The organism is Bacillus sp. S3 (assembly GCF_005154805.1).
Lineage (GTDB): Bacteria > Bacillota > Bacilli > Bacillales > Cytobacillaceae > Neobacillus.
Map to the genome: position 1 here is coordinate 194,857 of NZ_CP039728.1, position 24,003 is coordinate 218,859.

Annotated in this window: 17 protein-coding genes and 1 pseudogene; 4 read left to right on the forward strand and 14 right to left on the reverse strand. The window is 39.6% G+C overall.

Translation table 11 applies throughout. The features are described 5' to 3' along the window. Positions 1–21 precede the first annotated feature (21 nt). From FAY30_RS26820 to FAY30_RS26830, 3 genes are all read left to right on the forward strand, one after another. Positions 22–996: an ABC transporter permease gene (locus tag FAY30_RS26820; RefSeq protein WP_223821041.1), complete on the forward strand. Its 975-nt coding sequence runs from the start codon at positions 22–24 to the stop codon at positions 994–996. 26 nt (positions 997–1,022) lie between these two features. Next, positions 1,023–1,919 carry a carbohydrate ABC transporter permease gene (locus tag FAY30_RS26825; protein ID WP_149873037.1) on the forward strand — a complete coding sequence of 299 codons (897 nt, stop codon included), beginning with the start codon at positions 1,023–1,025 and terminating at the stop codon, positions 1,917–1,919. A gap of 143 nt (positions 1,920–2,062) precedes the next feature. Then, positions 2,063–3,706, forward strand: a complete 1,644-nt coding sequence (locus FAY30_RS26830; protein WP_149873038.1) for an ABC transporter substrate-binding protein — start codon at positions 2,063–2,065, stop codon at positions 3,704–3,706. Positions 3,707–3,827: 121 nt separating this feature from the next. On the opposite strand, the gene FAY30_RS26835 is transcribed toward FAY30_RS26830, so the two are convergent. The 12 genes and pseudogenes from FAY30_RS26835 to FAY30_RS26880 form a co-directional block, all read right to left on the reverse strand. Continuing rightward, positions 3,828–6,422, reverse strand: coding sequence for a glycoside hydrolase family 2 TIM barrel-domain containing protein (locus FAY30_RS26835; protein ID WP_317845716.1), 2,595 nt, complete (start codon positions 6,420–6,422; stop codon positions 3,828–3,830). 21 nt (positions 6,423–6,443) lie between these two features. After that, a complete protein-coding gene (locus FAY30_RS28015) occupies positions 6,444–7,037 on the reverse strand; it encodes a sugar-binding domain-containing protein (protein ID WP_317845717.1) in 594 nt (197 codons plus the stop codon). Between the two features lie 221 nt (positions 7,038–7,258). Beyond that, a complete protein-coding gene (locus tag FAY30_RS26840; protein ID WP_149873039.1) occupies positions 7,259–8,704 on the reverse strand; it encodes an arylsulfatase in 1,446 nt (481 codons plus the stop codon). Positions 8,705–8,825: 121 nt separating this feature from the next. Continuing rightward, positions 8,826–10,085, reverse strand: coding sequence for an anaerobic sulfatase maturase (locus FAY30_RS26845; RefSeq protein ID WP_149873040.1), 1,260 nt, complete (start codon positions 10,083–10,085; stop codon positions 8,826–8,828). Between the two features lie 113 nt (positions 10,086–10,198). Further along, positions 10,199–11,077, reverse strand: a complete 879-nt coding sequence (locus FAY30_RS26850; RefSeq protein WP_149873041.1) for a sugar phosphate isomerase/epimerase family protein — start codon at positions 11,075–11,077, stop codon at positions 10,199–10,201. An 83-nt stretch (positions 11,078–11,160) separates the two neighbouring features. Next, entirely contained in the window at positions 11,161–12,240 is a 1,080-nt protein-coding gene (locus FAY30_RS26855; RefSeq protein ID WP_149873042.1) for a Gfo/Idh/MocA family protein, read from the reverse strand. An 18-nt stretch (positions 12,241–12,258) separates the two neighbouring features. Continuing rightward, positions 12,259–13,536 (reverse strand): alpha-L-fucosidase, encoded by a 1,278-nt coding sequence (locus FAY30_RS26860; protein ID WP_149873085.1) that lies wholly within the window; start codon positions 13,534–13,536, stop codon positions 12,259–12,261. Positions 13,537–13,564: 28 nt separating this feature from the next. Continuing rightward, positions 13,565–14,578 carry a Gfo/Idh/MocA family protein gene (locus FAY30_RS26865; protein WP_149873043.1) on the reverse strand — a complete coding sequence of 338 codons (1,014 nt, stop codon included), beginning with the start codon at positions 14,576–14,578 and terminating at the stop codon, positions 13,565–13,567. 39 nt (positions 14,579–14,617) lie between these two features. Beyond that, the gene (locus tag FAY30_RS26870) at positions 14,618–15,997 is read right to left on the reverse strand and encodes a sulfatase family protein (protein ID WP_149873044.1); all 1,380 of its coding nucleotides are present in this window, start codon (positions 15,995–15,997) and stop codon (positions 14,618–14,620) included. Between the two features lie 295 nt (positions 15,998–16,292). Beyond that, on the reverse strand, positions 16,293–18,113 hold the full coding sequence (locus FAY30_RS26875; protein WP_223821060.1) for an ABC transporter ATP-binding protein: 1,821 nt from the start codon (positions 18,111–18,113) through the stop codon (positions 16,293–16,295). Positions 18,114–18,185: 72 nt separating this feature from the next. Then, a pseudogene (locus FAY30_RS27745) lies at positions 18,186–18,719 on the reverse strand (ABC transporter transmembrane domain-containing protein); the annotation flags it as partial. A gap of 181 nt (positions 18,720–18,900) precedes the next feature. Then, positions 18,901–20,202: an alpha-glucosidase/alpha-galactosidase gene (locus FAY30_RS26880; RefSeq protein WP_149873046.1), complete on the reverse strand. Its 1,302-nt coding sequence runs from the start codon at positions 20,200–20,202 to the stop codon at positions 18,901–18,903. 142 nt (positions 20,203–20,344) lie between these two features. Here FAY30_RS26880 and FAY30_RS26885 point away from each other — a divergent pair, with 142 nt between their 5' ends. After that, complete coding sequence (locus tag FAY30_RS26885; RefSeq protein ID WP_223821042.1) at positions 20,345–20,962, forward strand: AraC family ligand binding domain-containing protein; 618 nt, start codon at positions 20,345–20,347, stop codon at positions 20,960–20,962. 95 nt (positions 20,963–21,057) lie between these two features. Here the strand turns inward: FAY30_RS26885 and FAY30_RS26890 are convergent, their stop codons facing one another. Together FAY30_RS26890 and FAY30_RS26900 are read right to left on the reverse strand one after the other, a co-directional pair. Beyond that, positions 21,058–22,719, reverse strand: a complete 1,662-nt coding sequence (locus FAY30_RS26890; protein ID WP_149873047.1) for a DUF4091 domain-containing protein — start codon at positions 22,717–22,719, stop codon at positions 21,058–21,060. A 440-nt stretch (positions 22,720–23,159) separates the two neighbouring features. Continuing rightward, positions 23,160–23,783, reverse strand: coding sequence for a hypothetical protein (locus tag FAY30_RS26900; RefSeq protein ID WP_149873048.1), 624 nt, complete (start codon positions 23,781–23,783; stop codon positions 23,160–23,162). Between the last annotated feature and the right edge of the window lie 220 nt (positions 23,784–24,003).

Sequence of the window (24,003 nt, forward strand, 5' to 3'; positions counted from 1 at the left end):
AACTATTTAAGGAGGGATTTAATGATGGAAAGTATTAAGGTATTGAATAAAAAAACTGAAATTTCAGTTAAGGAGGGATATAAGACCAAAAATTCGATCCTGAAACAAATAAAAAACTGCTGGCAATTGTATGTGATTTTCTTTTTACCACTCGTATACATTATCGTATTCCATTACATACCGATGTACGGTGTCACGATTGCTTTTAAAAATTTTAATCCCGTACAAGGAATCTTAGGAAGCCCATGGATTGGTTTCGATCATTTTGTTCGTTTTTTTCATTCATACGAGTTTAAGCGGGTAATACTTAATACATTAGTTTTGAGTTTTTATCAATTACTTGCAGGATTTCCGTTTCCAATTCTTTTGGCCTTAGCCATTAATTACGTTAATAAAAAGCATTTCAAAAAGACAATTCAAATGGTTTCTTATGCTCCACATTTTATTTCAGTGGTAGTAATGGTAGGCATTATTCTTGTGTTTTTAGAACCAAGAGGTCCAATTAATAGTTTATTAAATTTACTTGGATTTGATTCTATTAACTTCATGGGGAATCCAGATAATTTTAAATCGATCTATGTATGGTCAGGAATTTGGCAAAACATTGGATTTGGCTGCATTATTTATTTGGCCGCATTATCGAGTGTTAATCAAAGCCTTCATGAAGCTGCCGTTGTAGATGGGGCAACGAAACTCCAAAGAATTTGGCATATTGATATTCCAGGAATTTTACCAATTATGATTATATTATTCATATTAGACACGGGAAGTATTTTGAGCGTAGGGTTTGAGAAAGTATTATTGTTGCAAAATCCTTTAAACCTACGAACCTCTGAAGTTATAGATACTTATGTATATAAAGTGGGGCTCGTATCAGCGGTACCAAGTTATTCGTATGCGGCTGCAATCGGATTATTCAAAGCAGTAATCGGGTTTATTATGATTATTACAGTTAATAAAATAGCGAAAAAAGTTGGACAAGAAAACCTATGGTAAAGAAAAAGAGAAAGTGGTGAAGTTTAATGATGAATCATTCGATTAAAGAAACGAAAAGTGACAGGATATTTACAATAGTAAACTATTCTGTACTTTCCTTATTGCTAGTTGTGTTTCTTTATCCACTTATTTACATTTTGAGCGCATCATTTAGTTCTACTGAAGCCGTACTTTCGGGGAAAGTTTGGCTATGGCCGGTTGATTTTAGTTTAGAAGGATACAAAGCAGTTTTTAGTTATAAATTAATTTGGACAGGCTATGCCAATTCCATTTTTTATACAGTGGTCGGAACACTAATAAATATTGGCATGACCATTTTAGCGGCATACCCTTTATCTAGAGATGAATTTTTCGGCAGGAAATTTTTTATGTTACTTTTTCTATTTACTATGATTTTCAGCGGCGGGATTATTCCAAACTATTTACTTATTAAGGAACTTGGAATGTTAGATACTCGTTGGGCAATGATTATTCCAGGTGCAATGTCCGTTTTTAATGTTATTATCACAAGAACTTACTTTAAATCGACTATTCCTAAGGAATTGCAAGAAGCAGCAAAGATAGATGGGTGCAGTGATTTTCGTTTTTTAAGAAGTATTGTCTTGCCTTTGTCAGGTCCAATAATAGCCGTTATGACTTTGTTCTATGCGGTCGGACACTGGAACTCATTCTTTAATGCTTTGATTTATTTACGAGATCAAGATTTGTTCCCTTTGCAATTAATTTTGAATAGCATTCTTGTTCAAAATCAAGTTGACCCGCAAATGTTGGGTGATATGGAGCGGATGGCTGCTAAGGCCGGTTTAAGTGAACTATTGAAATACTCATTAATTGTTGTTGCTTCCGTTCCAGTTCTTATTATTTATCCTTTTGTTCAAAAACACTTTGTTAAAGGTGTTATGATCGGTTCCTTAAAAGAATAGCTGCGGAAATAAGGAAACTTTAGGAACTAAATTCCCTTCAAGTAACTTTATTATTTGCCCTTAAGGGTGGTGATGACTCAGGCATAGTTACCATTAGTGATCAACTCATTTAAATCCAACAAATTTCGGGGGAGTGTTTCATAATGAAAAGAGTTTTAAATACAGGTTTAGCTTTTCTTTTAATGATTTCAATATTACTTACTGCGTGTTCAAGTCAAGACGTAAGCACAGGGACGAAGGATAAAAAAGAACAAAAACCAATTGTTACTGAAGCTGGGACATTTCCAATTGTTAAGGAAAAGGTAACACTTAAAGTGTTGGTAACAGGAAATAGCTTCGTAGAAGACATCAAAACCAATGAGTTTACCAAATGGTTAGAAGAGAAAACAAATGTACATGTTGAATGGGAAGTATTGCCTGAACAAAGCGCCTCTGAAAAGTTAAATTTAGTCCTTGCAAGCGGCGATTATCCGGATGTTATTATGGATGCGCCAATATCAACAGCTCAGTTGATGATTTATGGAAAACAAGGCGCATTTCTTTCGCTTAATGATTTAATTGATAAGTATGGGATTGAGACTAAGAAAATGTTTGATGAGCTACCTATTGTCAAAGATACGATTACAGCTCCTGACGGCAATATATACTCATTACCTCAAGTAAATGCATGCTATCATTGTTCGGTTCCAGAAAAGTTGTGGATTAACAAAACATGGTTGGACAAGCTTGGGCTTCAAATGCCAACCACAACTGAAGAGTTTTATCAGGTATTAAAAGCATTCAAAGAAAAAGATCCAAACGGCAACGGAAAAGCGGATGAAATTCCTTTAGCTGGTTCACCGAAATCTTGGGGAAGCCGTGCTGAATTCTATCTAATGAACCCATTTATTTATTCAGGAAATGGGAACCATCTATTCGTCGATAATGGCAAGATTGATGTTGCCTTCAATAAGCCTGATTGGAAAAAAGGACTTCAGTACATGCGGAAGCTAAATAAAGAAGGGTTACTTGCCTCTGAATCCTTTACTCTTGATGGTACTCAGTTTAAGAAAATGGGATCAAACCCTGATGCACAACTGTTAGGTGCAGGTTTAGGTGCATCAACAGGAGGTTTCACTTCATCTCCAGAACAAGGAAAAGACTTTGTAGCGTTAGCTCCTTTAGAAGGTCCAAAAGGAAATCGAGTTTCACAGAATTACCCTAATCCTGTCTCAAGACCTGCTGAATTTGTCATTACGAAAAATGCCAAACATCCAGATGTTGCATTACGTTGGGCCGATGCCATGTTTAACGAAGAGTTCACCATGCGTTCTGTACTGGGGATTGAAGGAGAAAACTGGAGAAAAGCCAAGGATGGGGAGCTGGGGATAGATGGTAAGCCAGGGAAATATTTCAGGATTCCTGGCAAGGAAGAAGGCAATAACATGCATTGGTCACAAACTGGCCCTTCATTACGTACAGCCGATTTCCGTCTATCTGAAGTTGTTGATGAAACAAATCAAGAAAAAGTCCTTTATGAAGCAACAAATAAGCAATATGAACCATATAAAGCAGATGAAAATATGCTAATCCCTACACTATTCTTTACAGAGGAACAAGCTGCTGAATTAGCTGAACTTGAAAAGACTGTTACAGATTACGTAAATGAAATGACAGCCCGTTTTGTGACAGGAGATGCTGATATCGATAAGGAATGGGATACGTATCTTAAAACCTTAGACAGTATGAATCTAAAAAGGTTTATAGAAATCAACCAAGCAGCCTATGATGCTAAATATAAAAAATAAGGTGTAGTATCACTAGAAACATTATATCTTCGGTTAAAAAAAGAGGCTGTTCCCAAAATTAGCTTTTGGGACAGCCTCTTTTTCTGTACTAATTTTAATTTGAATTGTTATATTGGATCCTCTATACTACAGGAATATTGCTTTCCTTCTTGCTATACTTTGCCCTTAACGACTTGCTGATTTCAACTTGCGAACCCTCGTCCGTAGAAAATGGCTTTAAGTGAACAGCAAATTGGAACTCCTTATTTTTTAAGCGATATGGTTCCGTCACATCTGGTCCGCAGCTGGCAGATCCAAGACCATGCTGCTGATGATCCAGGTTCAATGTAATAAAATCCTGCTTGATTAAATCATAGGTATGTTGAGCTTGATCCATGTTTTCCGTTGTATAATAGTGGGCACTGAAATCAAGCGTTGGCTCACCTGCTGCAACAAAGCCTATGCCGCCAGCATTCGTTAGCGATACCCAGCGAACCTCATGGCGATTGCCATTCTCCTGCGGAAATATATATGGAGTGTATAGCTCTTCCACTTTTTTAGCATAAACGCCTACGCGATTAGCCTCTCTGCTGTCGCTATAGGCCTCGCCCGGTCCACGTCCATACCAGGACACATCCGTTAAAGAAACAGGCAGCTTCATTTGCAAGCCAAGACGCGGTAAGGTTTCCGGTCCATTTCCTTCAGGGCTGCCTTTCACATCGATGGAAAGCTCACCATTGCTATGAATCGTATACGTATAGGCGACGTTAATTCCCCAAGCTAAAATTGGCGGGGCAATCCGAACGCTGGAAGTGATGACAACCTTATCGCCAGCTGTTTGCTGCCACTCGACCCCATTGACACGGTGCTGAAGCCAATGTAGGCCATATCGCTTCCATTCAGCCGCTGAACGGTGATCATTGTCGATTAAAGCACGCCATAATTGAAGCTTTGGGCCTTCTTCTAAAAGACTAATACCTCGATAAGACCACGAATTCAGTTTTCCGAATACGAGATCAAACTCAACTTGGAAGTCTTCTCCTTGAACCAGCAGCTTGTTATTCCACTCCTGACAATCAAGGTGCTGATGAAGAGTGTCAATCACTTTGCTTTCAACACTGCTTATGACAGGCAGTTCAAACTGCGCCCAAGCAATCTCATGCCCTGCTTTTGCCCATAGTGTATCAGCGCCCAACGTAAATTGGAGATTTAACCAATAATCCGTTTCCGGCTGGATTAGCTCTGGAAGTTTAAACGGAATTGTCAGCGTCATCGTATCGCCTGGTGCCACATCAGGAGCTGGCATCATACCGTGATCAATAAGCTTGCCATCTGCCTCGATCGACCATGACAAGTTCAGATGATCTAAAGAAATAAAATCATAACGGTTCCTAATACGCACCGTTCCATTTTTCAAATCAACAGCCTCTACATGAACAGGTTCAATGACTTTTTTATATTCAATTAACCCTGGAGACGGTGTTCGATCAGGCATCACAAGCCCGTCAACAACAAAATTATAATCATTTGGTTTGTCACCGAAATCGCCGCCGTAAGCGTAGTATTCTTCGCCCTCTTCGGTAAATTGGCGGATTCCATGATCACACCATTCCCAGACAAAACCGCCTTGTAAACGTTTGTATTGGTAAAATAGATCCCAATACTCTTTAATGCCGCCAGGGCCATTCCCCATGGCATGAATATATTCACACAAAATATGCGGCTTGTTGAGATCCGTTCTTTGTCCCAATTGTTCCATTATCTCAATCGATGTGTACATCGTAGTATGCACATCGGAAACGGCTGGATCCCTTTTTGGATTATCGTCGTCTTGCATCATAATGCTTCTAACTTCACCTTCATAGTGTACAAGGCGGGTCGGGTCATTTTCTTTGATCCATTTGCCCATTGCTTCATGATTACATCCAAAGCCTGATTCATTCCCTAATGACCACATGATAACAGAAGGGTGGTTCTTATCGCGGGCAACCATCCGTTTGGCTCGATCAATATAGGCCTCTTCCCACTCAGGATCATCACTTAACTTGCCTCGATCACTATTCGCCTTAACCCAATCAGGATTATTACCTAATAAAGCATTACCGGTATGTTCAAAGCCATGGGTTTCCAAGTCTGCTTCATCGATGACATAAAGACCATATACATCACAAAGGTCATAGAATCTCGAATCATTTGGATAATGGGCTGTCCTAACCGCATTGATATTATGCTGTTTCATCAGGATGACATCCTTCTCCATGGCATCGAGCGGCACCGCCCGTCCTAAATCTGGATGAGAGTCATGACGATTGACACCCTTGAATTTAATGGCTTCACCATTTATCAGGACAACACCATCCTTCAATTCAATTGAACGGAAACCAGTTTTATTTGGAATTACCTCGATCACATTCCCGACACCATCCTTTAACGCAATCAATAAATGGTACAGATACGGACGATCCGCGGACCACTTTTCAGGATTCTCTACGGGAATGTCGATGTTAACACTGATTAATTGATTGTTGTGCAGAAGCACCTTCTGTGAATTTACTGTCACCAATGTCCCGTCTTGATTGAGAAGGCGGTATTCAAGCTGGTAATTTTCAAACACCTGGCTTGAGCCATTTTCAATGGCCGTATTAATGGAAAGAGTCGCATTTTGATAATGCTCATCAAGGTTGGTGGTGACGAAAAAGTCCTGAATATGAACCTTTGGTTTTGCTGCTAAATACACATCTCTGAAGATCCCGCTTAACTACCACATATCCTGATCTTCTAAGTAGGTGCCATCCGACCATTGATAGACTCGAACGGCTAAAGTATTTTCGCCCTCATGGATGTAAGAAGTGATATCAAATTCAGCTGGAATTCGGCTGCCCTGGCTATAGCCGACCTCCTGGCCATTGACCCACACATGGAACGCAGAGTCTACACCCTCAAAATGTAAGATGATTTTTTGCTGCAGCCATTGCGCTGGAATATAAAAATTCCTGCGATAGGAACCAGTTGGGTTTTCTGTTGGTACATACGGCGGGTCCACCGGAAACGGGTACACAACATTGGTATAATGAGGCTTTCCATATCCATTCATCTGCCAATGGGAAGGAACGACGAGCTCATCCCAGTCACTCACATCAAAATGATCTTGATGGAAATTCTCAGGAGCGAGTGTCGGGGTTTCAGCATAATGAAACTTCCAGCTCCCATTTAACAGTTTAAATCCCTGGGAATTTCCTCTATCATATGTTAAAGCAGAACGTTCGTCAGAAAACGATAGAAAGTACGCCCGTTCAGGCAATCTGTTTTTATGAAGTACAGCAATGTTTTCCCAATCATTTCTCTTAATCATTCAAAATACCTCCAAAAAATTCTTTTTGAATAATGATATTCTCTTGCGCTTACAACCCTCTGAAAACCCTTTCAGTTTCCTCTATAGGATAACATCTTATTTCGCAACAATTTACCAGATTTTAAGCTTCTATTAAAATAGTTCTATACTTAACTAAAAAAGTTCTAAATTTAATTCCTGTCATTCAAAAATAATAGAACTCAATTGAGTTCTACCATTTTTTATCTATTATTCAGCACTGCTCTCGGCTGACAACCTATAATTAAATGCGTTCCGTCACTGTATCCTTCCTCTCTTCCTTCCAGTTCTTGAACAAGAATATTTCTTAAGGATGCTGCCTGCACTGAATACCGATCATCTTGAATTAAGTTGTGTCTCTCCTGCGGATCATTTACTAGATCAAAATACTGTTCTTTACCTGTTTGTGAATACCATATATATTTCTCTTTGCCGGTTACAATATAATGATGAGATAAATCCCCATATGCATGCTCTCCATGGAGGTAAGGTCTCCATTCTGTCTCCATTGCTTTTGCGAGCGGAATAACACTTTTTCCCTCTACCGTTTCAGGTATTGGAGCATCCGCTGCCTCTAATAAAGTCGGCATAATATCGCGTAATTCAATGATTTGGTCACAGGTTGTGCCCTTTTGGATTCCAAGCTGATTTCCGGGGTCAGAAAGAATAAATGGAATTTTTGCACTGCCTTCATAAGCCAGTGATTTAGCTAGAAAATGATGATCCCCGAGCAGTTCCCCATGATCAGAAACAAATAAAATGACTGTGTTTTGATACACTTGATACTCAAACATCGCCTGAATAAACCGGCCAATTTGATCATCGAGATGGGCAATTAATGCATAGTATGCAGCACGGGCACGTTTAAGGCGCTGTTCCGGAACTACACCTCTTCTAGTTGTTGGGAGCAGTCCTAATCCTGTTTCATCTTTCGCTGCCCATGTCCCGATAACCGGCTCATCTATCTCTTTACTCATATAGTAATCAAAATAAGCTTGCGGCGGATCAAACGGTGGATGCGGGCGGACAAATGACATTTTTAAGAAAAATGGTTTTCTTGGATCCCGGCGCCTTAGAAAATCAATCGATTGGGTAACAACCCAATTCGTTGGATGAAACTCTTCCGGTAAATGCCAAGGACGGCTCATCGCTGAAGCATTACAATCCAAACCAATATCCGTTATATCCCGATGACCGCCAAGCCGCTCTCTGAGCCAAGGTAAATAGTCATCCGTTTGTTCAAAAGACTCTTGGTATGGGGTGTTTTTAAAACGATTATGATGCAAATAGCCATCATGTAAAATGACATTGTGAAAACCACATAAATTCCTGGATGGATACACATGCATTTTTCCGACACTTTGTGTATGGTAACCTGCACTGCTCATTTCTTCCGGCAGCATATGTGGGTAGTCCCAAGGCACTCGGTCCTGATAACCCACCCGTCCCGTTGATCGCTGTGACATACCTGTTAATACTGCAGCACGTGCCGGGACACATGTCGGCGTTGCCGAGTAAGCATTCCCAAACGTAACACCTTCCGCTGCTAATTGATCTAGATTGGGTGTTTCAACAACTGGGTGGCCCGCAGAGCTTAAACAATCAAATCTCATTTGATCAACCATGATCAATAATACATTGGGCTTCATTTCTTTCCACCTTTCTTATCCTTTAATTGAACCTGCAATTCCATCTACAAAATACTTTTGGTAAATGAGGAAAATCATTAAATGATATATGTTCCTATTTATATTTCACATAATTTAGGTCCTAGCTGACACGAAGGTCTGCACAGCATTGTTTGTATTTTTTCCCGCTGCCGCACGGACATGGATCATTCCTTTTTGGAGATTTCCCTTTAAAATAACGTGCCACATTCTGATAGAACAACTCCGCCCTAACCTTATCTCCGAGCTGCTTCATCCGTTCATCTGCATAACTGTAAATTTGCTTGTAACTCGAACAAAAATAGTCAACCTCCGAGGTCGAACGATCGGCACTCCATTTCCGATTACGAGGGCATCCTCCATGGCAGAGCTTCTTCCATTCACATGTTTTACATGGTTCGGGTAAGTTGGGCTTCATTTTAAGGAAGGTATCATACAATGGGTGGGATAATAGTTCATCAATAGAATCACTTCCGACATTACCAATCTTCCATTCTGGATTAATATAAAAGTCACAAGGGAAGGCATCCCCATTTTGTTCTAGAATAATCGTTTGCGGGCATGAGGCCATATGGATACAGGAACCTGGCTGCTGATTCACATAAACAGAAAGCATTTCATCAAAGAATCGTATCGAAGTCCTTGGGTCGCCATTGTTATACCAATAATCAAAGGCTTCACAAAGGAAGTCGCCATATTCTTCCGGTGTTATATCGTAAACACCGGGACGGTTAACCTCTTGAGCACGGAAATCCATACATGGGATAAATTGAACAAATCCGAATCCCTCAGATTCAAAAAATTGCATCATCTCTGTTGCTTTCCCAACATTCCCCTTGTGCACGACAGTTAAAATATTAAAATCTACCCTATGCTTACGAAGATATCCGATTCCCTTCATAACCCGGTCAAAGCTGCCCTGCCCTCGGGAATCTACTCTCCGGGCATCATGAATCTCCTTTGGTCCATCCAAACTAACTCCCACTAAAAATTGATACTGTTTTAAAAAAAGCGCAGATTTACCAGTCAATAGCGTTCCATTGGTTTGCAGTGAGTTAGAAATAATCGTATTTTTCGGAGCGTATTTAGCTTGAAGAGAAACCACTTCCTCGAAAAAATCAAGCCCGGCTAGTAACGGTTCTCCCCCTTGCCAGGCAAAGGAAGCAACCCCATTTGACCTCTCCATATATTCCTTAATAAATTTATCTAAAATCTTAGAATCAATTCGATTAATTTTCTTCCCTGGCTTTCCGCCACAAGTGCTGTAATAACAATAATCACACGCTAAATTACAATCTTCAGATACCGTCTTCCACATCACACTTATATTTCGATGTTCTGTCGTCAAGCAGCCAATGCTCATTCGTTCCACCCCTTATTACGAGCCTTTCTAATAGAATAGGGCCGGACCTTTTTTCGTCCAGCCCTATTCTTGTAACTGACATCTATATTATTTTATTAAAATCTAGCTTTCTATTATTTAAATGTCCGAATAAACTTAATAGCCTCGCCAATATCATAAACAGGGTTTGTCCCTACTTCTCTTTCAATGGTTAAATAACCATTGTAACCAATTGATTGTAGTGCAGCGAAATAATTTACAAAATCGACTTTCCCCTCACCTAACGGTAACTCTCTGAAAAATTCCCCTTCGGTTACCATCTTGGCAATTTGTTCATGGTCCACTCCGCCGCCATAGCCAAGTGCACCGTAAACATCACGAGGATCTACAGGTTTATTTCGGACTCCATCCTTCACATGTGTATGAACAATGTAATCCTTCAAAAGCTTAACTCCTTCAACAGGGTCATCTCCTGTAACCATGACCATATTTGCCGGATCAAAATTGACGGAAACCCCATTGGTGCTAAGAGTATCCAAGAACGACTTCAGCTTTAAGGAGGTTTCCGGGCCTGTTTCAATCGCAAAATAAGCATTTAAGCTTTTTGCGTATACCCCTAATTCCTCACACGCTTTTTGCATCGATTCATACACAGGGGCGGCTGGGTCTTCAGGAATTATCCCAATATGAGTTGTCACAATATCCGTTCCTAATTCAACGGCCAAATCTAGGATTCTCTTTGATTTTTCAATTTTTTGCGGATTCATTTCTGGATCCTGAAATCCATGCCCTCCAAGATCACCGCAAAGAGCCGATATCTCTAACCCTAATGATGAGATGTAATCCTTTAATTCCTTTCGGGCAGCAGAAGTTAAATTTTCCGGAGCCATTTCTCCATCCACCGCATAAATTTGAACGCCATCTGCACCCATCTCTTTAGCTGTCTTTAAACCTTCACGGAGCGGCAAACGGAGGCTGTCCACAATAATTCCGATTTTATTTGATAGTTTCATAAACCTTCACCTCATACCAAAGTCTTTTTACATTTTCGTAGCCGGGATACCAAATTGATTGCTCCTTAAAAGATTTTTTTCAATTAAACCGTTACGTTGGATCGGTCAAAAGAGATTTCTTTACCTGTTTCACTTGATTCATAGATGCCGCATAATATTTTCATTATTTCCACGCCGTCTTCCACTGGGCTGATAGTTTGTTCTTCACCTTGGCAACACTTAATGAAATGGTTAATTTCATTTTGGAAAGCATTATTGAAATCAAAGGACAGGGAATCAATTTGCGGCTGTGCATTTAAAATCGTATTATTTTTTTCTGTTACGATAACGAGTTCAGGTTCAATTTCTGCTCCACCTTTATCGCCAAAAATCTTAACAGACGTTTCATCCTTCTTAAGGTGAAGGGTAAAACTGACATCGATCATTAAGGAAGCACCATTTTCAAAACGGATTAGGGCATTGGCAAGATCTTCTACTTTATTAATACTAGGATCATAATCTGCTGCTTGATAGAAAGATAAGTTTTTAATATTCGCTCGATTTCCAAGCTTTGAATAAGTGTTTCCGCTAATGGATTTCACTTTTGGTTTCCCCATTAGATACCAGCATAAATCAATGATATGGATACCGATATCGATAAGCGGTCCTCCGCCTGATCTTTCCTTGTCAGCAAACCAGCCACCAGGGTTTCCTAAACGTCTTAGTATCGAGGCTTTTGCATAATAAATTTCGCCTAGATCACCAGAATCAATAAACGATTTAAGAACTTTTGTATTCGTTCCAAATCTGCGGACAAAGCCTACTTGAAGGATTTTCCCGCTTTTCATTACCGCTTCCTCTACCTTTAGCGATTCCTCAACCGTTTTACATAATGGTTTTTCAACTAATACATGCTTGCCAGCATTCAAAGCAGCAATGGCAATTTCTGCATGAGAATTATTCCATGTACAAATACTGACCGCATCAATTTGCGGGTTCTTCAATAAGTCTTCATAATTTGTATAAATGACTTCAGCATTGTATTTTTTCTTTTTTTCCTCTGCCCTTTCTTCATTCAAATCACAAATGGCATGGATTTCAACCTGTTCATTTTTTGCATAAGACTGAAAATGTAAATCTGAAATCGAACCGGCCCCAATTACACCAATTTTTAATTTACTCATCGTTCCCATCCTCCTAATTCAATCTATTAATTCTAGTTCAATAACGGTATCCATTTCATCTGGCAGCTGTGCTCCTGATAAATGAATGAACGCACCATTTTCAATATCTGAATACTGCTCCGCCATCCACGGAACCTCCACCTTTAGTTCACTTCCATCAGCAAGGAGCCTTGCTTTTTTAATCCTGCCTTTTAATCCCTGAAAATAAATGGGACCAATCCCACGGTCAAATACATGGGCATATAAATAGTTTCCTTTTTGGGTATACCTTCCCCACTCTGGCTTCGGCAAACCAGCGGTGTTACATCCATAAACGCTTTCCCCATTCTGCCTCATCCACTTTCCGACCGCCTGTAAAATCTCGTGGGATTGCTCAGGAATTTCCCCCTTAGCATTTGGACCGACATTTAACAATAGATTTCCGCCCTTACTGACACACTCGACCAATGTGCGAATGACTTGTTTCGGAGATTTGTAATTCAAATCCTTCGAATGATAACCCCAATGATCATTCAAGGTGATACATGCCTCCCATGGAATCGGCTTAAGATCCATATTGACAATCCCGCCTACAGGAATAATTTGTTCCGGAGAGTAAAAATCCCCTGCATAAACTTCAGGCTGGGCTAACTTAATATTTCCGCCCAGACGGTTATCAATTAGAATTTCTGGCTGCAACTCACGGATCATCTCCATAAGCTTCGTTGCTTCCCATTTTTCCCCCGTCATATCATCATAGGAAAAGTCAAACCATAAAATATCAATTTTCCCATAGTTCGTTAATAACTCTTTAACCTGTCCATGGAAATAGGCAAGATATCCTGAAAAGTCTACTACATCTTCTTTATATTCCTCATTGTCCCGCATCGGATGATAGCGGTCCCCGTACTTAGGGAAATCCTGATGATACCAGTCAATAATCGAATAATACAGCCCTACCTTTATTCCTTCTGCCCGGAATGCCTCAACATATTCCTTAATGAGGTCACGGCCCGCAGGTGTATTGGTTACCTTATAATCAGTTAATTGACTATCAAATAAACAAAAACCATCATGGTGCTTGGCGGTTAACACGGCATATTTCTGCCCGGCTGCTTTTGCCGCTTTTGCCCACTCGCGAGGGTTATAGTACATGGGATTGAATTCCTCAAAAAAAGGCTGATACTCCTCAATGGTTAACCGTTCATTGGCACGGAGCCATTCTCCTCTCGCAGGAATCGAATACAGCCCCCAATGAATAAACAAACCAAAACGATCTTCCATGAACCACTTTACTCGCTCTTCTCTTGCGTTCATTGCTAACACGAACTGATACCAAGTTTCATTAAGAATTTACCTCCATATGTTTATTCACAATCAACTTACTTAAATCAGCCACTCTCACCGGAAGTCCCGTTTCATGCGACTGATTGGCAGCTAACGTTACGGCTAGTGTCTTTAAACCATCCTCGTAGGAGGATAAAATTAAATTTTGGTCTCCTTTGATAATAGCCTCGATAAATAAGCTGTCCTGGACTCCATAGAAATCCAACTCTGGTTTGAAGTTTAAAGGTTTAGCCCCTTTTTCGAGGATTGTCAAATTACCGCCATCGATAACAACCCGAAAATCTCCTCCCAATAATTCTATTCCTGTCCGATGGTCAAATTGAGCAAAGGTACTATCGATATGGCCAACCGCTCCAGAGTCATATACGAAATTCATGGAGGTCACATCTGGGATATTAATATTTGGGAAATCATGATGGACCTGCAGGCTCATATTGGCATAGACTTGTTCGATCTCGCCGCCTAAATATCTCGCTAAATCCACGATATGTGTCGATTGCTCAACAAGCTGGCCTCCGGATTTCTCCCAATCAATGTACCAAGGTGTCGGAACAAATGATGATAAATAATGGCCGCGAACCAAGGCAGGTTTCTTATCCTTTAAGTATTCCTTTGCCTTCGCCACCGTTTCCCAGTAACGCAGGCAATATCCTGCCCCGTTGATAATTCCTGATTGTTTGATAACTTCTGCCTTTTTGGCAACGGTTTGATAGTCAAGGCCCAGTGGTTTTTCAACCATTAAATGAATCCCTTTTTTAGCCGCTTTTTCTTCAATGTCTCCATGAGCAAATGGCGGTACAGAAATAAATAATGCATCTAACGCTTCTTTCTCAAGCATTTCATCCACATTTGTGTAGGCTGATCCGCCATATTGCTTCACTTTTTGCAGTGCCGTCTCTTCATGAATGTCACAAATCGCTGTCACTAAAGCCCTTTCATTTTTACTGACATGCTGCAGGTGGACATTCGCAATTCCACCTGCTCCTACAAATCCAACACGAACTTTATCCAAGTGTCTTCCTCCTCATTTTTCCAACAATCTCTTATCCTCTTATTTTTTATATTCCCTTGCGTGCAATGGTCCGCCTTCTTTCATCACGGTCCATAATGGGTCAAAAGCATATTCCATTGAAGCCATCATTTCGTCATGCCATTCGTTAAGGATATAAACTGCGTCCTTACATATGTCGCGCCTTTCCTGGGAAAGATTTACTTGTTCATACGGATCTTCGGTTAAATTAAACAACATCTCTTTTGGGAAACCATTATATCCATCATGATACGAGCGGATATATAACCAATCACCAAATCGGACACTTCGCTGACAAACATGGGCACATTGGGATAGAACCAGGTATTCCCTGCCTGTAAATCCGCCGTTCACGATACTGTCTGAATAGCTTTGTCCATCCCAGGATTCAATCTTTGGTCCTCCTAGTAAACTAGCGATTGTAGGAGCAAGATCCAGATGATAGTGTAATCCTTCATCGATTGTTCCCTTCAAGCCGTTTGGCCAACGGATAATCATCGGAATACGACAAGTTCCTTGGTCAGCGGTTCCATGCTCAGAGTAAATACCTAACTCTCCCATATTTTCCCCATGATCAGCGCTAATCAAGATCGCGGTATCTTCCATCACTCCTAACTCTTCTAACTTTCGCAGTACCTGTCCGACATGATCATCCATATAGCGGATGGCACAATCATAATTGTCAATAATCATTCGTAGATCATCGTAGGCCGCAATCTGCCCGCCATGTCGAGGCCATCTATAATAATGTGTCTTTGCAAGTTCATTCATATGGTTAATACTGTGTTGATTCTCCTTCTGTTGATGAAGCTTAAAGACATCTTCCGTTAACCATGCAGGCATCGGTTCATTGGCAAAGGGATTGCCATATTCCTCAGGTGTTCGATATGGGGTATGCGGATCCCAGAAGTTCAAATGTAAAAACCAATTATCTGCTTTCCCATTATCCTCCAGCCATTTAAGTGCAACAGGGAGAACTTGTTCAGCAGATTCCCCGCCGCTTCTGCCGATATTTAATACTTCATTAAAACCTGCATTGAACGTCCAGGCAGAATGTCTTTCAGCAAATGTGCTAATGGCAGCCGTTTTAAAACCAAGCTGACGCAGTGATCCTGGTAGACTTTCCCGGGCTAATCGATCGCTAAAGCCGCGGCTTGGTCCTTCACGCCTCATATCGGCTGCAGTTCCGCCATGACCAACGACCCCATTATGAATACCAAATTTTCCTGACATTAAAGCTGACCGTGATGGTAAACAGGGCGCATCAGAACAATAATAATTGGAAAATATCACGCCATCCTTTGCAATCTCATCAATATTTGGTGAAGTATTGCGATGGTAACCATAGCATCCTAAGTGATCAGGACGGAGTGAGTCTAAATCTAAATAGAGAATTCTCATGAAATACACAACCACCTTTTAATAAAGCTCTTACAACGTAAATTGAACATTTGTAACCCCTAACAATCCTATCCGCTAAACATGCTTTTTCCAAAGAATAGCATTTTTTTTGATAGATTTACGTAAATATTCAATTTATATAAAAATAGTTCAATTATTCACAAAAAAAATCTTATCTTGACTTACCGTTCATTTAATGATTGTAGAAAAGCGTAATTATTCTACAATCAAATAATAAAAAGGCTGTGCCAAAAAGTAATTTAAACGACAATATGGCACAGCCCCTTTTGAAAAATCAACCCACAGCAAGCATTTTATATTGTGCTTTTACCAATTCGTAGTAAACTCCTTGTTTGGCCATCAGCATCTCGTGATTACCTTGTTCCAGAATATTACCATGTTCCATGACAATAATCTTGTCTGCTTCTCGAATTGTCGAAAGCCTATGAGCAATGATGATCGCCGTTCTTCCTTTTAAAATTGTTTTTAATGCTCGTTGAATCTTGACTTCAGTCTCTGTATCAATACTTGCTGTTGCCTCATCAAGAATGAGGATTTTTGGATCCGCGAGCAGAGTTCTTGCGAAGGAAAGAAGCTGTCGTTCACCTACAGACAAAACATTGCCACGCTCTTCCACTTCTGTATGGTACCCATTTGAAAGTTTCGTAATGAAAGAATCAGCACCGACAGCTGTTGCGGCTGCCACTACTTCCTCATCGCTCGAACTTGGGTTGCCAAATCGGATGTTTTCCATGATTGTACCTGAAAAAATAAACGTATCCTGGAGGACGACACTAATTTGCGAACGCAAACTGGCAACCGATATATCCTGAATGGAATGGCCATCAATTTTAACTTCGCCTTCTGTTGCGTCATAAAATCGGCTAATCAAATTAGCGATTGTTGTCTTCCCTGACCCTGTGTGCCCGACAAGCGCCGCAGTCTCACCTGCCTGAATCGAAAACGAGATGCCATTTAATGCCGTTCTCTTTTCATCATAGGAAAACGTTACGTCTTCAAACTCAATCTTGCCCTTCATCGAAGCCAGCACCCGTGCGTTTGGAGCTTCTGCCACAAGCGGCCGTTCATCCAAATACTCAAAAATCCGCTCGAAAGACGCCATTCCAATCAAGAGCTGGTTATATAATTGACCAAGACGGGAAATCGGCTCCCAGAACATCCCTAAATAAAAGGCAAACGAAACAAATTCCCCAATGGTACTTTCGCCGTTCATCACAAGAAAAGCACCATACCAAATTAGAATTGCCGTCCCGATGGCATTCGTCATTTCCACAAACGGACCAAACATCGCATTTTTCTTGACTGCTCCCTGCCATGTGTCAAAGTTTTCTTTGTTGAGTCCCTTAAAAAATTGAATGTTCTCATCTTCTTGGGTAAATACCTGTGTGACTCGAATTCCTTGAATGCTTTCATTCAAATGAGAGTTAATTTTTGATTGTTTCAGCCGTACCATCTGCCACGATAATCGGATCTTTTTTCGCAGACTTGTCGATATAAAAAACATGATTGGCAGAATAACCATTATCGCAATCGTGAGTTTAGCATTTAAAGAGAATAGGATAAAAATGACCGCCAATAACAGCAGAAAATCAGTTAATAGATTAATAACACCATTCGTGAACAATTCCTGAAGAGAGTTAATGTCATTCATAATCCGGACAAGAATCGAGCCGGCCGAGCGCTGGTCAAAGAACCGATGGGACAATGACTGAACATGGGTAAATAAATGCTTGCGTAAGTCATAAATGACATTTTGCCCAAGCTTATTCATCCAGCGAATTCTTAAGGCATTGACCAAATAAGACAGCAAATACAATCCTGAAATGATAAAAACTAGGTTCAATAGCAATCCGGTATCTTTTTCAATAATCGCCCGGTCAAGTGTATAGACACCGATTAAAATCGGAATGATTAACCGGATGGCTGTTGACAGGATAACAGCTAAAAATGATAGCGGCAGATACGACTTCGCATACGGTTTTACATACTGCAATAACCGACTTATCTGCTGCCAGTTAAATGCTTTATCGATCACTTGCTCATTTGAATAGTGAAACCGTTCTAATATTAATTTTTTCTTACGCTTTTCTTCCATTTTCTCACCTACCTTGCCTTTTCCATGATTGCTGAGTGATCCTCGGATTCCACGGAAAGCAGGGTGAACATCTTTATCAAATTTATAAACAGCAATGCTGATGAATGGCAGTGCCGCAATTGTGACAAATGTGAGAGTAACGGAATAATTAAACATCACAATTAAACTAGCAGTAACAACAATAACAAAGCGGAGAACCTCACTAAAACCGAACGACACAAAAAAGCGGAACCCTTCTACATCTGCGGTCAAACGTGACATAAGATCACCTGTCTTTGCATTATCGTAGTAGCTGAACGGGAGCCGCTGCAATTTTTCATATAAGGTATTGCGCAGATGAAAAACGGATTTAATTCCAAACATGTCTGCCAAATAATGTTGAATAAAGGCCGACAATCCTTTTACCGCCATAACCGCAATAAATCCTAAAGAAATCCATGGTACCAATTCATATTTTTCCCCAAGAACTACTTCATCAATGGTCAGCTGCAGAATCATTGGATAAACAACAGTAATTCCAGCTATCAACACCAAGAAAAGCATCGACCAAATGAAATCCTTCTTATAAGGAAGATAAAACGACTTTAATTTTTTAAAAATTAACATACTTCCTCCTCTGGAATGAAAATTTCCCTAAGCATGGTGTGAAAAGGACTATAGGTATAGATACAAAAGACACTGGAATTTTATGGGAATCCAAACCTCTAAATGATGATATGTCATTTTTACCTGAGTATGAAATATTTTTGGATTTTAATTAAAAGTAAAAAATCAACAAGTTCACTTATTATTTAAACACTGGCAGCCATTCTCCATGTGCTGCTATTAAGTCATCACACAATGATACAATATCGTCTAATGATAATTCCGCTGCTGTATGCGGATCCAGCATGGCTGCCTGGTAAACATGCTCTTTTTTCCTCGTAACCGCTGCTTCGATGGTCAACAGCTGGGTATTTATATTGGTTCGGTTTAGTGCAGCAAGCTGCTCGGGAAGCTCCCCCATATAGCACGGTGTGATTCCGCTGCGATCTGAAACACACGGTACTTCTACCACAGCCTTCCGGGGCAGATTAGGTATTAAGCCGCCTGTATTTAAGACATTGCCGCCGAACTTAAATGGAATATTGGTTTCCATGGATTCAATGATTCTTGAACCATATTCATTTGAGCGGTCATGAGAAAGATCTGAATTCCTTGTCAGCTCTTCACGCATTCCCTCCCAGCTCCGTATTTGATTTTCACAGCGTCTCGGATATTCATCGAGCGGAATATTGAACTTTTCAACTAAGTCCGGATATTGTCGTTTAATGAAATACGGATGATATTCCGCATTATGCTCTGAAGATTCAGTCACATAAAATCCGAATTTGTCCATTAACTCAAACCGCACCATATCGGGGTGCTTTGACACTTGTTTCTGTTTAGCCCGTCGTTTAATTTCAGGATATAAATCTTTTCCAGCCTTTTTTACTTCAAGCAGCCAGGCCATATGGTTAATACCAGCTATTTTCTCAGAAATGCCTTCATGCTCCATTCCCAATGATTCGAATAGATCCCTTGTACAGGTTTGGACACTATGGCATAATCCAACTGTTTTCACGTTTGTATAGCGAAGCATCGCACCCGTTAAAGAAGCCATCGGATTCGTATAATTTAAGAACAAAGCATCCGGGCAAACTTCCTCGATATCCTTTGCAAAGTCAAATAAAACAGGAATGGTGCGTAATGAACGAAAGATTCCGCCAATTCCAACACTGTCCGCAATTGTCTGGCGGAGACCATATTTTTTCGGTATTTCAAAATCAATGACTGTACTCGGTTTATAGCCGCCAACTTGAATGGCATTTATCACATATTTAGCTCCTTGTAACGCTTCCTTTCTGTCCAAATAGGCCTTTATCCGAATGCTTTTGTTATATCGATTTCTCAAATTCAGAAGCATGGCCTCCGATTCTTTTAAGCGTTTCTCGTCAATATCAAATAATGCGAACTCAAACCCCTTAAGGGCTGGTACCATCAAGCAGTCCCCGAGGACATTTTTAGCAAAAACCGTACTTCCTGCGCCTATAAACGTGATTTTTGACATGATTTTTAACCCCCTGAAAAAAATTGTCATAAATGTTTTTGTACAATTCGACCATTTAAAATAATAAAAAACTGCTATACTCATATTATGGCGCTTACATTATTTCTACAATGGTAATAACTTGCGAACGGAGGGTAAAATATTGTCTAGTCAAAAGTATGGTAATTACGGGTTTCGTTTTCAGGATATGCCTCAAAATAATGTAGCAAATATTTCATCAATTGGATGGGAGCTTCAAACTTCCATTGATTATTACTGGGATGGGATGAGGAGAAAGGATATTCAAGGGGTAGAAAAATATGTTTTTCAATATACCCTCTCCGGTCAAGGTGCCATTACCTTCGATGATAAGCGGTACTCATTACATCACGGCGATGCATTTTTTGTCCAACTGCCAAGTCAGCATTGTTACTTTCTTCCCGAGAGCAGTGAAAGCTGGGAATTTATTTATATTACATTAACCGGAAGTGCCGCTGCTTCATGCTGGGATTTTATTCATGTTCATGCCGGGAAGACTGTAAATATTCCTCCAGAAACAAATCTGATTCAACTATTGTACAGCCTCCTCCAAGAAACAAGAGAACAAAAAATGATTGATGCTTATCTATCCTCGGCTAGAGCCTACGAATTTATCATGGAATGCTATCGTTTTACAAAAAAACTCAATACTGCCAATCAAGAAATTCGAAAAATGACGGGTTTTTCTCCAGGAGAATTTAGAGAAAGCCGAATAAGCAATCTAGATTATTTAATCCTGTAGTAAAAATTGCTATTGATTTTCTTTTCTCTGGTGTCTCATTATTTCGATATTCTGTCGTCAAACAGTCAATGCTCATTAAATCCATTCATTATAAGTCAATGCTGACATACTACACCTTCTCTCTTAATTTTTTCATTAATCTGTTCCCTTTTTTCAAGGTACCACTCTTGATCTTTTGGATATTGTTCAAAGGTTATTTCATAATCCAGCCCTTCTTGCAAAAGATCTAAAACTTGTTCTCTTCCAACAACGCTTTCCAGCAATTGCAGCGCTCTCAAATCTTGCAGTGCTTCATTTAATACCTCGAGTCTTATCGATTCGATTGGACCATCTTCACCCGGATAAACAAGAAAAGCATCTCCGGAAGGGAATGCATAATTGGCATCCGTATTTTTAAATGGATCGATCGCTTTTTTCGAATATTGTGCATACCAAAAATTATATCCCCAATGAAGAAAGCCAGCGATTTTATATTTATATAGCTGGATACCTAAAACCCGATTACGAAACGATGGCATCGAGAAAAATCGGTTTGCAACTTTTTTATATTGGGCACAGCAATAATAGGTCCAAAGATTTTCTACCCCATTCTCTATAAAGGCATTGATATGATCATTGGAGGGAATCGGATTTTTGACAAGGCCCTTTTCATAGATCGTATAGTCTGAAAGAGCGTCAATAATAGGAAAATCTTTTAAGTATTCTTTCAGAATCACACTAGCATTTTTATAAGATTCAACCTGGGTCAGATGCGGCTCATCTGAAACATGGAAAAAGCATTGGTCTTTTAAATTATTCTGGTTAATAAATTCTAGCAAACTAGGAAGAAATTGCTGAAGAAAAACTCGATATTCAAGACTCATTGCATCGGTTTCCCAACCAAATAATTGTTTCAATTCTCCATTTTCATTACCAACTATTTTCGGTGCATGCTTTGCTCCCCATTGTGTAAAGAGATGAGAGAACTCAAAATACTTGATTCCTTGCTTTCTACCTAAATCAATCCATCTTTTTAGATTTTCAAATTGGAAAGAGAATTTTTCACCTGACTTTTCTACATCAACAAGCTGAACAGTCGGCCGCTCTCCCCCGACCTCGGTATCTAGAGGCGGTGTAAAGATTGGTGTGAGTATCATATTCATTCCATGCTTTGCCGCAGTTTGAACAAATTGCTCAATTCTTTTCCAATGCTCCTCACTAAAGACATCTACATGATAATGTGTTGCCAGGCAATCGGTATGGAACCACTCTGTATGTATTAATTTTTGCTCAGGAAGCTCGGCGGCTATAACCTCTAATTCGAAAACCTCCTTACCCAGGCATTCCCCATTTTCCTTTTCAAAAATTACTTCAATCGGATATCTGCCTGGATTACTGTCTCCCTGAAGATCAACAGTAATCCAAATAGAACGCCACTGCTCTGGGAAAGCTACTAAACCGTCTTTGTCAGGCATCGGATAAAGCGGATCTGGATATAATCCAGGTGTTGATTTAAGGATAAGATCATCATGATCGTGATAACATGGTAATTCGGATGGAACCAGTCCTACAGAACGGACCGTGACCTTCTCATTAAGTGCTGAATTTACTTTCACCTTAATACTTTTTACTAGTGTTCTAGATTTAAAAGCAACCTGAAAAGAGTACGTTTCATTTAAAAGTACTGACCCACTATTAATAGCCTTGACTTTCAATTCTTGAACAGCAAAAACCTTTGTCAAAGAACTTAAACATCTTGTTACAAATTCTAGCTCCATCAACTAATACCCACCCCTTCAATCGAAAATACCTAAATTATATCATCACAACTTGTAGAGTCAACTCAACAGGTTACATACAATTTCTTCATTTTTATAGACTAAAAGATTCATGTGAAATATCCAAGAAGTGGTAAACGGCCCCAATCATTCCTGCATGATTCGATAACTTGGCCGAGAAACTCTTTTCCAGCATTCGCTTTGAATTGTTATAAATCAAAAACACTTTCTCCAGACATCTTAATCAAGATTACTTTTTCCTCCGCAGCTTTTTTGGGAATAGTGGCTGAGTTAAATTGAAACCTGTAGTCTGTGGAATATTGTAAAAACTTCTCCAGCCTCATCATAAGCAGAATACATGGCAACAAATACACCTTTAAATTGATCTAAATCCCAAGCTTTCATGTTGGTATCCCCTTTTGCCTATGCGATAAGAGAACCTAATTGAGATAATCAATGAAATTTTCAACTTCATCAATTCGTTCGGTATTTGCCAAAACAGCAAAAATAAGCGGCTCGTTATTTCCAGAAAGTGAAGAGAAATAAGAAACCTTGGAGATATCTATTCCAGTTACCGCGGCATGACTCGAAGAATATTTTGTTTCTTTCCAATCCTCAGTGCCGCTTATGGTGCTTAAATCATATAAATTACCCTCTTCATTGAATTGGTGAAAGGTCTTTTCATCTAAAAGAAGTACATCCACCTCTTTTGCCGCGATTTCCGCCCCCAATTTTTGAATTTTCCCTAATGAAGCTGGATCGCCCGATGCCTCGCTTGTGTTAATCGCTAGTACGGAAAACTGCTCTTTTTGAGAACGCTTGCGATTAATCGTGAATGGTTCTAACTCTCTTTGTACTTCTAGTGCGAGTCCGTCATGAAAATTTTCCCCAACCATCCGTACTTCCAGCATCTCTTTCGGTTGATTCGCAAATGTATTAAATCCCATAAAAAGAAAGAAAATGACCACAATGACGGCAATAAAATGAAAGGAATAATATTCAATTAAGTATTCTATTTTCTTTTTGGTTGATAAAGGTTTTAATCGTTCTCTTAACTTTTGCAATTTACTGTCACCTCTTATCAATTATATTAACATACGAATTAAGTACCGCACATAGTTACCATTTTTTAGAAAGTACTTTCTTATCAAAAAATAGTAACGATAGAATTTCTTGTTATCGATAACACAAATTTACCAAACCAATGTCAAATATGTCAATTCATATTGAAATACAAATAAACCTCTGATTGTCAAACAACTCATATTACCATTAAAGTAACAT

What these genes read in the sequence shown, in the direction of transcription:
- FAY30_RS26845 (WP_149873040.1), bottom strand. Translation starts at nt 10,085, where the DNA reads ATGAGCATTGGCTGCTTGACGACAGAACATCGAAATATAAGTGTGATG.
- FAY30_RS26855 (WP_149873042.1), bottom strand. Translation starts at nt 12,240, where the DNA reads ATGAGTAAATTAAAAATTGGTGTAATTGGGGCCGGTTCGATTTCAGAT.
- FAY30_RS26870 (WP_149873044.1), bottom strand. Translation starts at nt 15,997, where the DNA reads ATGAGAATTCTCTATTTAGATTTAGACTCACTCCGTCCTGATCACTTA.
- FAY30_RS26825 (WP_149873037.1), top strand. Translation starts at nt 1,023, where the DNA reads ATGATGAATCATTCGATTAAAGAAACGAAAAGTGACAGGATATTTACA.
- FAY30_RS26890 (WP_149873047.1), bottom strand. Translation starts at nt 22,719, where the DNA reads ATGGAGCTAGAATTTGTAACAAGATGTTTAAGTTCTTTGACAAAGGTT.
- FAY30_RS26840 (WP_149873039.1), bottom strand. Translation starts at nt 8,704, where the DNA reads ATGAAGCCCAATGTATTATTGATCATGGTTGATCAAATGAGATTTGAT.
- FAY30_RS26820 (WP_223821041.1), top strand. Translation starts at nt 22, where the DNA reads ATGATGGAAAGTATTAAGGTATTGAATAAAAAAACTGAAATTTCAGTT.
- FAY30_RS26880 (WP_149873046.1), bottom strand. Translation starts at nt 20,202, where the DNA reads ATGTCAAAAATCACGTTTATAGGCGCAGGAAGTACGGTTTTTGCTAAA.
- FAY30_RS28015 (WP_317845717.1), bottom strand. Translation starts at nt 7,037, where the DNA reads ATGATTAAGAGAAATGATTGGGAAAACATTGCTGTACTTCATAAAAAC.
- FAY30_RS26850 (WP_149873041.1), bottom strand. Translation starts at nt 11,077, where the DNA reads ATGAAACTATCAAATAAAATCGGAATTATTGTGGACAGCCTCCGTTTG.
- FAY30_RS26860 (WP_149873085.1), bottom strand. Translation starts at nt 13,536, where the DNA reads ATGAACGCAAGAGAAGAGCGAGTAAAGTGGTTCATGGAAGATCGTTTT.
- FAY30_RS26830 (WP_149873038.1), top strand. Translation starts at nt 2,063, where the DNA reads ATGAAAAGAGTTTTAAATACAGGTTTAGCTTTTCTTTTAATGATTTCA.
- FAY30_RS26875 (WP_223821060.1), bottom strand. Translation starts at nt 18,113, where the DNA reads ATGGAAGAAAAGCGTAAGAAAAAATTAATATTAGAACGGTTTCACTAT.